A 12,153-nucleotide genomic window follows, 5' to 3' on the forward strand; every position below is an offset into this window, starting at 1 on the left:
CCGTGATGCTCACTCGTCGTCCTCGCTCTCGGGGGAGCTCTCGGCGGAGGCCTCGGGGACCGCCTCGTCGCCGGGCGCGGTCGGGGCGCCGCCGGAGCGCAGCCAGGCGGTGAGCTCGCGCAGCCGGTCGACGGGCAGCAGGACCTCGACGACGGGCAGGATCCGGTACCGGCCCGTCGCGACCTCGGCGATCACGTGCTCGCGCGCGAGCGTCGCGATCGCGTTGTCGATCTCCCGGCGCCGTGCGGCGAGGTTGGTCTCGTCGTGCGCGAGGAAGCCGAGCGCGTAGTCGACCATCTCCTCGGCGTCGACGAACGCCGCCGTCTCCCCCGCCCCGCGCTCCTGGCGGAACCGGTTGCGCACGAACAGCATGAGGAGCGTCTCGACCCGCTTGTACGGCTCGTCCTTGAGGAGCACGGGGATCGCCAGGCCCTCGGAGCGCACCTGCCGCTTGTAGGCGATCTCGTAGTCGCGGTCGACCACGAGCTCGACGAACATGTCGTGGCAGCGTGACTCGAGCACCTGCTGGTGCGCGAGGAGCGCCTTCCACTCGGCCGGGTGGTCGGCCGCGGCGAGGTAGCGCCGCTGCAGCACGAGCGCGAGCACGCGGCGCGCCTCGAACGGCAGCGTGCCGGTGTCGCCCGCGAACAGTCCCGGGTCGTCGTCCTCCATGGGCCGCGCCTCGACGAAGCCCTCGGGCGCCTCGACGGGCGCGTCGACGGTGTCCGTCATCGGTCCTCCTGGTCCTGGTGCGTGCTGAGGGGGGTGCGCGGCAGCACGAACTCGCGCTCGGTGCCGTCGGCGCGCACGGCGCGCACACGCTCGAGCGCGTGCGCGGGGACGTCGCCCGACGTCGCCTCGTCCTCGGGCAGGCCGCCGGCGCCCGCGAGCTCGAGGTAGCCGAGCAGCTCGACGGGCCGGCGCAGCTCGACCGGCGCGCGCGAGAACGCCTCGCCGACCGTGAGTCCCTCGGCGTCCGCGCCGGACGAGAGCGCCGCGAGGTGAGCCTGGATCTGCGCGTGCTGCGGCCCGCCCATCGCACGCAGGTCGTCGAGCGCGGGCCCGTCCGCGTCGTCAGAGGCCGCCCAGTCCTCGAGCTCGGCCGGCGGCGTCTCGGGGCGCAGGTCGTGCAGCGAGTCCCGCAGCCTGCCGAGGCGGGCCCGCTCGAACCAGCGCAGCGGCTCGACGCGCGCGGCCCGGCCCGACGCCGGGAACCACTCGGCCATCGCGGCCGTCGCCTCGCGCAGCGCGGTGTCGAGCTCGCGGTCGCGCAGCGGGTTGTGGTGCCGGATCTGCGCGGTCACCGTGCGCGAGGCGCGGGCCTGCGCGGCGAGCACGACCTCGATGGCCGACACGAGCCGGGCGCGCAGCGCCCGCAGCGCGGCGCGGCGCTCGGCCGGGAGATCCGCGGCGAACGGGTGGGAGAGGACGGCCTGGACGCGCTCGTCGAGCGCGTCCAGCATCCGCGCGTCGCCGAGGAGCTCCATCGCGCCCGCGAACGCGCGTCCCTCCGCGGTCCGCTCGAGCAGGTTCTCGGACGCGTCGAGGTACTCGGCGACGACGACGCCGGTCGCGCGCTCGTCCTGGCGCAGCCGCGCGACGATCTCGCGCTGGAGCGCCGAGATCGACTCGGCGACGCGCGCGACGTCGGTCGGCAGCTCGCGCACGAGCCACAGCAGGTTGTCGTACCGCTCGGCGAGGCGCTCCGGCGCGACGGGCTCGACGTCGCCGCCCGCCTCGAGCCGGGCCAGCTCGGCCTCCGCCTCGTCGATCTGTGCGCGCAGCTCGCGCATGCGCGCCTCGCGGTCGGGCCGGGCGTCGCGGGCGAGGTCCTCGAGCGCGACGAGCAGGGTGCGGATGCGCGACTCGCTCACGAGCGCGCGCGTGCCCTGCGTGCGCGCGACGACGTCGAGCGCCTCCGCCGCGTAGCTGCTCACCTGGTAGCGCTCGCCGCCGTCGTCGTCGAGCGAGCGCACGAGCCAGCGCTCGCGCACCCACCGGGTGCACAGCACGCGCGCCGGCTCGTCCGGCACGGGCACCTGCACGGGTGCCTCGCCGCGCCCGGCCGCGGCACGGAGCTCGGCGAGCAGGTCGTCGACCTCGACGTGCAGCTGCTCGGTCGCGACCGCACGCCGGTCGGGCGTGAAGACCGACCGGAGCACGGCGACGACGAGCGGCGCCTCGGCCTTGTGCAGCAACCCGAGCGTGGGCGCGGCGAAGGCGCGCTCGACCTCCGCGAGCGCCCGGCGCAGCGCCGGACCCCGTGCCCCCTCGACGACCACGCGTCAGACCTCGTGGCCGTTCACACGACGATGTTGACGAGCTTGGGCGCGCGCACGATCACCTTGCGCACCTCGGCACCGCCGATCGCACGCACGACGTTCGGCTCGGCGAGCGCCGCGGCCGTGAGGTCCTCCTCGGAGATCGACGGCGCGACCTCGAGGCGCCCGCGCACCTTGCCCTTGACCTGCACCACGCAGGTCACGGTGTCCTCGACGAGGTAGCGCTCGTCGGCCACGGGGAAGGGCTCGCGGGCGAGCGACGTCTCGTGGCCCAGGCGCTCCCACAGCTCCTCGGCGATGTGCGGCGCGACGGGCGCGACCATGAGCACGAGCGGCTCGACGGCGGCGCGCGGCACGCGGTCCAGGCCCGTGAGGTGGTTGTTGTACGTGATGAGCTTGGCGATCGCCGTGTTGGGCCGCATGTGCTCCATCTCGGTGCGCACGTCGGCGATCGCGCGGTGCAGCGCGCGCAGCGTCGCGGCGTCCGGCTCGTCGTCGGTCACGGTGACCTCGCCGGTCTCCTCGTCGACGACGTTGCGCCACAGGCGCTGCAGGAAGCGCTGCGAGCCGACGACGGCGCGCGTCTCCCACGGGCGCGACAGGTCGAGCGGGCCCATCGACATCTCGTAGACGCGGAACGTGTCGGCGCCGTACTGCTCGTACATCTCGTCGGGCGTGACGACGTTCTTGAGCGACTTGCCCATCTTGCCGTACTCGCGCTGCACGACCTCGCCGTTCCAGCGGTAGACGACCTCGCCGTCGGGCCCCGGCTCCTCGGTGACCTCGGCCGCCGGGACGTACGCGCCGCGGGAGTCCGTGAACGCGTACGCCTGGATGTACCCCTGGTTGAACAGCGTGCCGAACGGCTCGAGCGACGAGACGTAGCCCAGGTCGTAGAGCACCTTGTGCCAGAACCGCGCGTAGAGCAGGTGCAGCACCGCGTGCTCGACGCCGCCGACGTACAGGTCGACGCCGCCCGCGGGGCCCGACGTCGGGTTGTGCCGGGGTCCCATCCAGTACTTCTCGAGCTCGGGGTCGACGACGCGGTCCCCGTTGGTCGAGTCCGTCGGGTCGAGGTAGCGCAGGTAGTACCAGCACGACCCGGCCCAGTTCGGCATGGTGTTGGTGTCCCGGCGGTACCGCTTGGGTCCGTCGCCCAGGTCGAGCGTGACCTCGACCCAGTCGGTGTTGCGGCCCAGGGGCGCCTCGGGCGAGGACTGCGCGTCGTCGGGGTCGAACGTGCGCGGCGCGTAGTCGGGCACGTCGGGCAGGTCGACCGGCAGCAGCTCCGTCGGGATGGCGTGCGGGCGGTCCTGCTCGTCCCACACAATGGGGAACGGCTCGCCCCAGTACCGCTGGCGGCTGAACAGCCAGTCGCGCAGCCGGTACGTCGTCGTGCTCTCGCCGACGCCGCGCTCGGAGAGCCAGGCGATGATGCGCTCCTTGGCCTCGGCGACGCCGAGCCCGTCGAGGCTCACCTCGTCGTTGGACGAGTTGATCGTGCGGCCCTCGCCGGCGTACGCGCCGGTGAAGCCCTCGGGGAACCCGCCCTCGGGCTCGACCGTGTGGACGACGGGCAGGTCGTAGGCCTCGGCGAACGCGAAGTCGCGCTCGTCGCCGCCGGGGACGGCCATGATCGCGCCCGTACCGTAGCCCATGAGCACGTAGTCGGCCGTGAAGACGGGGATCGTCTCGCCGTTGACCGGGTTGACCGCGAGGTGGCCGGTGAACACGCCGGTCTTCTTGCCGGCGTCGGCCTGCCGCTCGACGGCGGTCTTGGCGGCGGCCTGCGCGCGGTACGCCGCGACGGCCTCGGCCGGCGTCCGGTGCCCGCCGGTCCAGGAGCCGCGGGTGCCGTCGGGCCACGCGTGCGGCACCTCGTCGAGCAGCGGGTGCTCGGGCGCCACGACCATGAACGTCGCGCCGAACAGCGTGTCGGGGCGCGTGGTGAAGACCTCGAGCTGCCCGCCCGCGCCCGCGGCGTCGTCGTCCGAGGTGCCCACGACGTCGAACCGGATGGTCGCGCCCGTCGAGCGGCCGATCCAGTTGCGCTGCATCGCCTTGACCTTGTCGGGCCAGTCGATGAGCTCGAGGTCGTCGGTCAGGCGGTCGGCGTACGCGGTGATGCGCATCTTCCACTGGCGCAGGCTGCGCTGGAAGACCGGGAAGTTGCCGCGCTCGGACCGGCCGTCGGCCGTGACCTCCTCGTTGGCGAGCACCGTGCCGAGGCCCGGGCACCAGTTGACCGGCGACTCGTCGACGTAGGCGAGGCGCTGCGCGTCGAGCACGTCGCGGCGCTCGTCCTCGGACAGCGCGGCCCAGACGGCGCCGCCGGCGTTGTCGCCGTCGTGACCCGGCACGGGCCGCACCCCGGCGGCGAGCTCGTCGCGCAGCTCGGAGATCCGCCGCGCGGAGCCCGTGCCGCCGTCGGGCCGCACGAAGTCCGGGTCGTACCAGGAGTCGAAGATCTGCAGGAAGATCCACTGCGTCCAGCGGACGTACTCGGGGTCGATGGTCGCGAACGTGCGGCGCGGGTCGTGGCCCAGGCCCATGCGGCGCAGCTGGCGCCGCATGGTGGCGATGTTCTGCTCCGTCGTGACGCGCGGGTGCTGGCCCGTCTGGACCGCGTACTGCTCGGCGGGCAGGCCGAACGCGTCGTAGCCGAGCGCGTGCAGCACGTTGTCGCCGCACATCATGCGGAAGCGGCCGACGACGTCGGTCGCGATGTACCCGAGCGGGTGGCCGACGTGCAGGCCCGCGCCCGAGGGGTACGGGAACATGTCCATGACGAAGAACGGGGCGCCGAGCCCCTCCGCGGTGCGGCCCTCGCCGTCGGTGAGCCCGCCCACCGGGTTCGCGGCGTAGAACGTGCCGCGCTCCTCCCAGCGGTCCTGCCAGCGCTTCTCGATCTCCTCGGCGAGCGCCGGGGTGTACCGGAACGGGGGCTCCTTCGGAGCGGTGGCGGCCGCGGGGGCCACGGCGTCGGTGGGGGCGTCTGGCGTGCTCACCCGCGGAAGTCTACCGACGCACCGGGTCCCCGACGACGCCGTCGCACCCGCCCCGACGCCGCCTCAGAAGGAGCGCACGAGCTCCGGGCCGACGCTCAGGAGCAGCCACCCGACGGCCACGACGTAGCCGATCACGAGGATGATCCCGCGGTTGCCGACGAGCGCGCGGCGCAGGCCCTCGCCGACGGGGACCCGCCCCTCCTGGACCGCGTGCACGAGCTGGAACCACAGCAGCGGCCACATGATCGTCCAGACGACCATGCAGGCCGGGCACAGCTTGTGCAGGACGTAGAAGCTCGTCCACATGAGGAAGAAGATGAGCAGCTGGCCGAGCGCCGTGCCGGCGAGCAGGGCGTTGAGGTACCAGCGCGGCAGGCGTGCGCCCGTGAGGATGACGACGCCGGTCGTCACGACGACGGGGAAGGTCGCCAGGCCCAGGAACGGGTTGGGGAAGCCGAACAGCGACCCCTGCCACGAGCCCATCGCGGCGCCGCAGCTGAGGAAGACGTTGATGCTGCACGTCGCGACGCGGTCCGGGTCGAGCAGGGTGAGGTAGCGCTCGACCGACAGCCACGCGGACGCCGCGAGGCCGATCGCGCCGAGCACGGTCAGCAGCACGCCGAGCGTGCGCGTGGACAGGGGCCGGGGCCCGGGAACCTGGACGAGGTCGTCCTCGGAGGAGCGGGTCGCGTCCCCGCTCACCGTGCTGTGCGTCACGCGGGTGACGCTACCGCACCAACCTGTCAGAAATCTGAGGGGCCAGGGCCCACTGCGCTTCTGACACGGGTGGTGGTACGGCGGGTGGTGGCCAGGACGATCGCCAGCCCGAGCAGGGTGAGCACGACGCCGGTCCACGCGGGTGCGACGTACCCGTGACCGGCGGCGATGACGAGCCCGCCGAAGAACGCGCCCGAGGCGTTGCCGACGTTGAGCGCCGAGTGGCACAGCGCGGCGCCGAGCGACTGGGCCGCGGGCGACAGGTCCATGAGCCGCGTCTGCATCGCCAGCCCGAGCACCTGGGACGTCACCGCGACCGCGAACAGCGCCCCGATCGCGAGCGCCGGCGTCGACGCGACGAGCGCGAAGACCGCGAGCGCGACGGCGGTGGCCGCGAACGCCCCGATCACGGTGCGCAGCACGTGCCGGTCCGCGAGCCGGCCGCCGAGCAGCGTGCCGACCGTCATGCCGACGCCGAAGACCGCGAGCACCCACGGCACGGCGGACTCGGCGAGCCCGGTGACCCGCGTGACGGTCGGCGCGACGTACGTGTACACGGCGAAGAGGCCGCCGAACCCGATCGCCGCGGCGCCGAAGCTGATCCACAACGGCCCGTTGCGCAGCGCCCCGACCTCCTGGCGCACGCTCGAGTCCACCGCGCCGGCGTCGGGCACGAAGCGCCACAGGCCGAGCAGCGTCACCGCGCCGAGCACGCCGATGAGCAGGAACGCGACCCGCCAGCCGAACGCCTGCCCGACGGCGGTGGAGACGGGCACGCCGACGACGTTGGCGACCGTGAGGCCGGTCATCATCATCGCGACGGCGTGGCCGCGCCGTCCGGGTCCCGCGACCGCGGCGCCCACGGCCGCCCCGACGCCGAAGAACGCGCCGTGCGGCAGCCCGGCGAGGAACCGCCCGGCGACGAGCGTCGTGACGTCGGGCGCGGCGGCCGACAGCACGTTGGCGAGCGTGTAGGCGCCCATGAGCCACAGCAGCAGCCGCTGCCGCGAGACGCGCGCGGCCGCGACGGTGAGCAGCGGCGCGCCGACGACGACACCGACCGCGTAGGCCGTGATCGCGTGGCCCACGACGGGGTCGCTCACGCCCAGGTCGGCGCCCACCTGCGGCAGGAGCCCCATGGTGGCGAACTCCGTGGTGCCGATGGTGAACCCGCCCAGGGCGAGGGCGAACAGCGCGGCGCCGACGACGGCGGGCGGGGTGGGCGGCGCGGGGCGGGCCGGCTGGGACGCGGCAGCGGTCGTCACGGCACTCCTCTCGGGAGACACGAGGCTCGAAACGATTCGACGACGCCGCGCGGGACTGCGCGCACGTCGTCGGGGATGCCGCGATCCTACGCGGTCACGACCCAGATGCGCGAGGCCGCGAGCATGCCGAGGTCGACGGCGACCTGCTCGCCGTCGCGGACGAACGCCACGCCGAGCGTGCCCGCGTACTCCCGGCGCTGCGTGACGCGGACCTCGACGTCGAGGTCGAGCCCGAGGTCGGCGAGGTAGCGCAGCGCCTCGGGGTCGGCGTCGGAGATGCGCGCGACGACGCCCGAGGTGCCGTCCGCGAGGTCGACGAGCGGCACGGCCTCGGGCCGCACGACGCGCCCGTCCGCGGTCGGGATCGGGTCGCCGTGGGGGTCGCGCAGCGGCCGCCCGAGGCGCGCGTCGAGCCGCTCGACGAGCAGGTCGGACACCGCGTGCTCGAGCACCTCGGCCTCGTCGTGCACCTCGTCCCACCCGTACCCGAGCTCGGAGACCAGGTACGTCTCGAGCAGCCGGTGGCGGCGGACCATGGCCAGGGCGTACCGGCGCCCGAGGTCGGTGAGCCACACGCCCCCGTAGGGCTCGTGGCCGAGCAGCCCCTGCGTGGTGAGGCGTCGCACCGTCTCGGAGACGGTCGACGGGCCGACGCCGAGCCGGTCGGCGAGCAGGCCCGTCGTCACGCGCTCGGACGACCACTCCTGCGCCGACCAGACCGCCTTGAGGTAGTCCTGGGCCACGGGCGTGAGCTCGGCCGGGTCCGGGGTGCGGTCCGCCGGGGGACGGTCGTCCGGGGGCCCGGGCGTCGGGGCGTCAGGGGTCGGTGCGGCCACGGGACGAGCCTACGGTGCGGGCGTCGCGGAGGCGTCGGTGCCGACCTGCGGCTCGCCGTCCTCGTCGTCCGGCCCCCGGCCCTGGTCCTCGTCGCCTCCGTCGACGTCGTCCGGCGGCACCTCGGCGGGCGGCTCGACCGCGGGCACCGCCCGGCGGTCGTACACCGTCGCCTCGCCCGACGGGCGCACCTCGACGAGCTGCCAGTCGACGAAGCGCCGCGCCTCGGGGTCGAACCGCAGCAGCGTCATCTCGGCGGTGCCGCGCAGCGGTCCCACCGTCGGCTGGCCCGACGTCGCGCCCGCGGTGCTCGCGCTGACGTACCGGATGCCGAGCCCCACCTGCTCCGGGCCGGCGCGCCGGTGGCTGTGGCCCGAGACCTGGAACGGCACGCACCCCGACTCGAGCGCGGGCGTGCCGACCGTCGCCGTGTGCACGAGGAGCAGGTCGACGCCCTGCTCGTCCGCGCACGCCGCCTCGGCGAGCGCCTCCGACTGCTGCAGCGGCGTGACCTCGCGCGCGACGCCCGTCCCGGCACCGACGCGGGTCTCGAGGGCGTCGCGGTCGCCCAGGATGCGCACGCCCGCGACCTCGACGACGTCGCCGTCGAGGATCACCTGGCCGTGCGCCGCCTCCTGCGCCGACGTGATCGGCGAGTCGTGGTTGCCGTCCGCGACGACCATCCGCGCTCCCGCCGGGACGGTGGTCGCGAACGAGTCCACGCACACGCGCTCGACCGCCGTGCCGTTCATCGTGGTGTCGCCCGCGTTGAGCACGACGTCGACGCCGGCTCGCTCGGCGACCTCGCGGATGAGCGGCGTCATGCCCGTGTTGCAGTGCAGGTCGGCGACGACGAGCAGCGTGACGAGGTCCTCGGGGTCCGGCGACGCCGCCGGCGTCGTCTGCCCGGGCGACGGGGTCGGCGAGGTGGGCGCGGCCGGGGCGTCGGTGGCCGCGTCGGCCGGCGTCGCGTCGTCCCCGGCCGGGGTCGCGTCCGGGGTCGTGCCGTCGTCGTCGGGCGGCGGGACGGGCCGCAGCGGCGACTGACCGACCTCCTCGCGGGAGGTGCGGACCGCCTCGCGGATCTCCCACGCCTTCCACGCCCCGACGAGCTGCACGCGCGCGCCCTCGTAGAAGCGCTGGTTCTCCTCGTAGAGGCCGACGAGCTGGCCGCCGTAGGTGTCGATGACGCCCGCGAGGCGGCCGGTGATGCGCGCGCCCTCGAGCGCGGTGCCCTCGAACACCTCGGACGCGGGCCGGCCGCGCGGCGGCGCCTCGACGCCGGACGCGGAGGCGGTGACCGCGACGAGCGCCACGACGAGGGTCCCGGCGGTGAGCTCCCACGTGCGCGGGGCCACGCGCCCGGCCAGCTCGCGCCGTCGGGCCGGGCCGAGAAGGAGGCGCAGCCCAGCACCGGCGAGCACGACGGCGCCGGCCGCGAGGAGCGTGCGGCGCACCGCGTCCGCGACGAGCGCCCGCGCGATGGTCCCCACCGTGACGTCGGGGCTCGAGAAGAACTGCAGGTAGCTCTCGAGGTCGCCCGTGAGCGCGGCGAGGGTCGTCGCCTGGTCCACCGCCGACAGGTCGGACGGGATCTCCTTGACGACCACCTCGACGCCGAGGCCGAGCGGCAGCGGCGAGTCGATCTCGAGCGTGCCGAGCGGGCCGAGGTCGGCGACCACGAGCCCGTCGCTCGTCACGTGGTAGACGGCCTCGTGCGGGCCGAGGCTGAGGTGGGCGGTCGCGGTCGACACGCCGAAGCCGACGCACGCCACCAGGGCCGCGATCGAGGCGAGGGTCCACCGGACCCAGCGGGGCGGGGCGTGCCGACGGCGTGCGCGGGTCTGGCTCGGGCTCATCAGGGCTCAACTGTGGTCGAGTCCGGCGGGCGCGTCCACCGACGCACCCGGTCACCGCGCGACCCGCTCCTTCGTGTCCTTCGCGGAACCGGACCTCGAGCGCGAGCCGCCGCTCTTGCCCTTGCTCGTGCTCTTGCTCGTGCTCGTGCGGCCGGTCCCCTTCGCCGTGCCGCCCGACTCGGCGGAGCCGCCGGAGCCCTTGGCGCCGTCGGACCCCTTGGTGTCCTTGCCGCCGCCCTTGGCGCTCGCGACGCTGCGCTTGAGCGCCTCCATGAGGTCGATGACCTCGGCGCCCTCCTCGCCCTCGGGCTTGGCGCCGAACGTCTCGGCGGTGTCCACGGCCTCGCCCTGCTCGATCTTGGCCTCGATGAGCTGACGGAGCTGCACCTGGTACTCGTCCTCGAACTCCTCGGGCGTGAAGTCGGACTCGAAGCTCGTGACGAGCTGCTGGGCCATCTTGAGCTCGGTGCTCGAGACCTTGACGTCCTCGTCGAGCGACCCGAAGTCGGGCTCGCGGACCTCGTCGGCCCACAGCAGCGTCTGCAGCACGAGCACGTCGTCGCGCACGCGCAGCGCCGCGAGCCGCGTGCGCTGGCGCAGCGCGAACTTCACGACGGCGGTCCGGTCGGTCTCCTCGAGCGTGCGGCGCAGCAGCACGTAGGCCTTGGGGCTCTTGCTGTCGGGCTCGAGGTAGTACGTGCGGTCGTACATGATCGGGTCGATCTGCTCGCTCGGCACGAACTCCACGACCTCGATCTCGCGGTTGCTCTCGGCCGGCAGGGCCGCGAGGTCCTCCTTGGTGATGACCACCGTGTGCTCGCCGTCGTCGTACGCCCGGTCGATGTGCTCGTACGGCACCACCTCGCCGTCGAGCTCGCACACCCGCTTGTACCGGATGCGCCCGCCGTCGGCGTCGTGCACCTGGTGCAGCGGGACGTCGTGGTCCTCCGTCGCGCTGTACAGCTTCACCGGGACGTTGACGAGACCGAAGGTCACCGCGCCCTTCCAGATCGCCCTCATCGCTCCATGGTGGTCCGGACCGCGCCGTCCCGCCACCGCCCGGCCTGACCAGCGGCGTCGCGGGGACCGTGAGCGACGCCCGCCGGGTGGGTAGGGTGCGGCCCATGGCGACGGTGCTCCCCTTCGACGGCCACACCCCCGAGATCGACCCGACGGCGTGGGTCGCCCCGACGGCGACGCTCGTCGGACGAGTCCGGGTCGGCCCGCACGCGTCCGTGTTCTACGGCGCGGTGCTGCGCGGCGACATGGACGAGATCACGCTCGGCGAGGGCAGCAACGTGCAGGACAACTGCGTCGTGCACACGGACGAGGGCGTGCCGACACGCATCGGCGCGGGCGTCGGCGTCGGCCACGGCGCGATCGTGCACGGGGCCACGGTCGAGGATGGCTGCCTCGTCGGCATGGGGGCGACGCTGCTCAACGGCTCGATCGTGCGGACGGGCGCGTTCGTCGCTGCGGGCGCCCTGGTGCGCGAGGGGCAGGAGATCCCCGCCGGGCACCTCGCCGCGGGCGTCCCCGCGACGGTCCGCGGCGAGCTCGACGCGGCCATGGCCGCGCGCGTCGCGGAGAACGCCGTCGCCTACCGGCGGCTCGCGGCCCGGCACCGCGACTCGGTGGGCTGAGGAGCCGCGTCAGGTCAGCGTGAGGACGCCGAGCACGCCGACGGCGACCGCGAGCGCGAGCGACACCCCGATCAGGACCGCGTGCACGGTGTAGAAGCGGGTGCGCCGGCCGGCGTCGTCGCGGGCGCGCGGGTCCGCCGCGACGCGCCGGAAGAACCGCGGCCAGACGAGCAGGTTCCAGGCGGCGACGACGAGCAGCAGGACGGACCAGCCGAGGGGCAGGCTCACGACAGCCCGCCCGCGGAGGACACGGCGTCGAGCTTGGCGCCGAGCTCGGCGTCGGCCGGCTCGACGAGCACGTCGCCGTCGGGGAAGACGAGCACAGGGATGTTCTTGCGACCGCTGAGCGCCTCGGCGTCGTCGGCGCGCTCGGGCGCGGCCACGAGGTCGACGTAGTCGTACTCGACGCCGCGCGAGTCGAGGAGCCGCTGTGCGCGGCGGCAGTCGCCGCACCACGCGGCGCCGTACATCGTGAGGATCCCCGGTCGGGCGAGGTCGGACGCGGCACGCTCGGTCATGCGCAGCAGCCTACGACGCGCCACGAT

The 12,153-nt window shown here is 74.4% G+C and carries 11 protein-coding genes; 1 reads left to right on the forward strand and 10 read right to left on the reverse strand.

Going from position 1 to position 12,153, the window contains the following annotated elements:
- Nucleotides 1-9: 9 nt before the first annotated feature.
- From ISOVA_RS10075 to ku, 8 genes are all read right to left on the reverse strand, one after another.
- Nucleotides 10-732 carry a DUF4194 domain-containing protein gene (locus tag ISOVA_RS10075; RefSeq protein WP_013839127.1) on the reverse strand — a complete coding sequence of 241 codons (723 nt, stop codon included), beginning with the start codon at nt 730-732 and terminating at the stop codon, nt 10-12.
- Nucleotides 729-2,282: a DUF3375 domain-containing protein gene (locus tag ISOVA_RS10080; protein ID WP_013839128.1), complete on the reverse strand. Its 1,554-nt coding sequence runs from the start codon at nt 2,280-2,282 to the stop codon at nt 729-731. The genes ISOVA_RS10075 and ISOVA_RS10080 overlap by 4 nt, the downstream gene beginning before the upstream one ends.
- A 20-nt stretch (nt 2,283-2,302) precedes the next feature.
- Complete coding sequence (gene leuS, locus ISOVA_RS10085) at nt 2,303-5,290, reverse strand: leucine--tRNA ligase (protein WP_233275875.1); 2,988 nt, start codon at nt 5,288-5,290, stop codon at nt 2,303-2,305.
- 63 nt (nt 5,291-5,353) lie between these two features.
- Nucleotides 5,354-6,007: a vitamin K epoxide reductase family protein gene (locus tag ISOVA_RS10090; protein ID WP_013839130.1), complete on the reverse strand. Its 654-nt coding sequence runs from the start codon at nt 6,005-6,007 to the stop codon at nt 5,354-5,356.
- Nucleotides 6,008-6,033: 26 nt separating this feature from the next.
- Nucleotides 6,034-7,272 (reverse strand): MFS transporter, encoded by a 1,239-nt coding sequence (locus tag ISOVA_RS10095; protein ID WP_013839131.1) that lies wholly within the window; start codon nt 7,270-7,272, stop codon nt 6,034-6,036.
- Nucleotides 7,273-7,358: 86 nt separating this feature from the next.
- Entirely contained in the window at nt 7,359-8,108 is a 750-nt protein-coding gene (locus ISOVA_RS10100; RefSeq protein WP_013839132.1) for a metal-dependent transcriptional regulator, read from the reverse strand.
- Between the two features lie 9 nt (nt 8,109-8,117).
- Complete coding sequence (locus ISOVA_RS10105; RefSeq protein ID WP_013839133.1) at nt 8,118-9,965, reverse strand: metallophosphoesterase family protein; 1,848 nt, start codon at nt 9,963-9,965, stop codon at nt 8,118-8,120.
- A gap of 51 nt (nt 9,966-10,016) precedes the next feature.
- Nucleotides 10,017-10,985, reverse strand: coding sequence for a non-homologous end joining protein Ku (gene ku / locus ISOVA_RS10110; protein ID WP_013839134.1), 969 nt, complete (start codon nt 10,983-10,985; stop codon nt 10,017-10,019).
- 104 nt (nt 10,986-11,089) lie between these two features.
- Here ku and ISOVA_RS10115 point away from each other — a divergent pair, with 104 nt between their 5' ends.
- Nucleotides 11,090-11,608: a gamma carbonic anhydrase family protein gene (locus ISOVA_RS10115; protein ID WP_013839135.1), complete on the forward strand. Its 519-nt coding sequence runs from the start codon at nt 11,090-11,092 to the stop codon at nt 11,606-11,608.
- A gap of 9 nt (nt 11,609-11,617) precedes the next feature.
- Here the strand turns inward: ISOVA_RS10115 and ISOVA_RS10120 are convergent, their stop codons facing one another.
- Entirely contained in the window at nt 11,618-11,836 is a 219-nt protein-coding gene (locus tag ISOVA_RS10120) for an SCO4848 family membrane protein (protein ID WP_013839136.1), read from the reverse strand.
- Nucleotides 11,833-12,126: a glutaredoxin family protein gene (locus ISOVA_RS10125; RefSeq protein ID WP_013839137.1), complete on the reverse strand. Its 294-nt coding sequence runs from the start codon at nt 12,124-12,126 to the stop codon at nt 11,833-11,835. The genes ISOVA_RS10120 and ISOVA_RS10125 overlap by 4 nt, the downstream gene beginning before the upstream one ends.
- Nucleotides 12,127-12,153: the final 27 nt, after the last annotated feature.

It is taken from the genome of Isoptericola variabilis 225, assembly GCF_000215105.1.
In the GTDB taxonomy this organism is placed as follows: Bacteria; Actinomycetota; Actinomycetes; order Actinomycetales; family Cellulomonadaceae; genus Isoptericola; species Isoptericola variabilis_A.

What these genes read in the sequence shown, in the direction of transcription:
- ISOVA_RS10075 (WP_013839127.1), bottom strand. Translation starts at nt 732, where the DNA reads ATGACGGACACCGTCGACGCGCCCGTCGAGGCGCCCGAGGGCTTCGTC.
- ISOVA_RS10105 (WP_013839133.1), bottom strand. Translation starts at nt 9,965, where the DNA reads ATGAGCCCGAGCCAGACCCGCGCACGCCGTCGGCACGCCCCGCCCCGC.
- ku (WP_013839134.1), bottom strand. Translation starts at nt 10,985, where the DNA reads ATGAGGGCGATCTGGAAGGGCGCGGTGACCTTCGGTCTCGTCAACGTC.
- ISOVA_RS10115 (WP_013839135.1), top strand. Translation starts at nt 11,090, where the DNA reads ATGGCGACGGTGCTCCCCTTCGACGGCCACACCCCCGAGATCGACCCG.
- ISOVA_RS10125 (WP_013839137.1), bottom strand. Translation starts at nt 12,126, where the DNA reads ATGACCGAGCGTGCCGCGTCCGACCTCGCCCGACCGGGGATCCTCACG.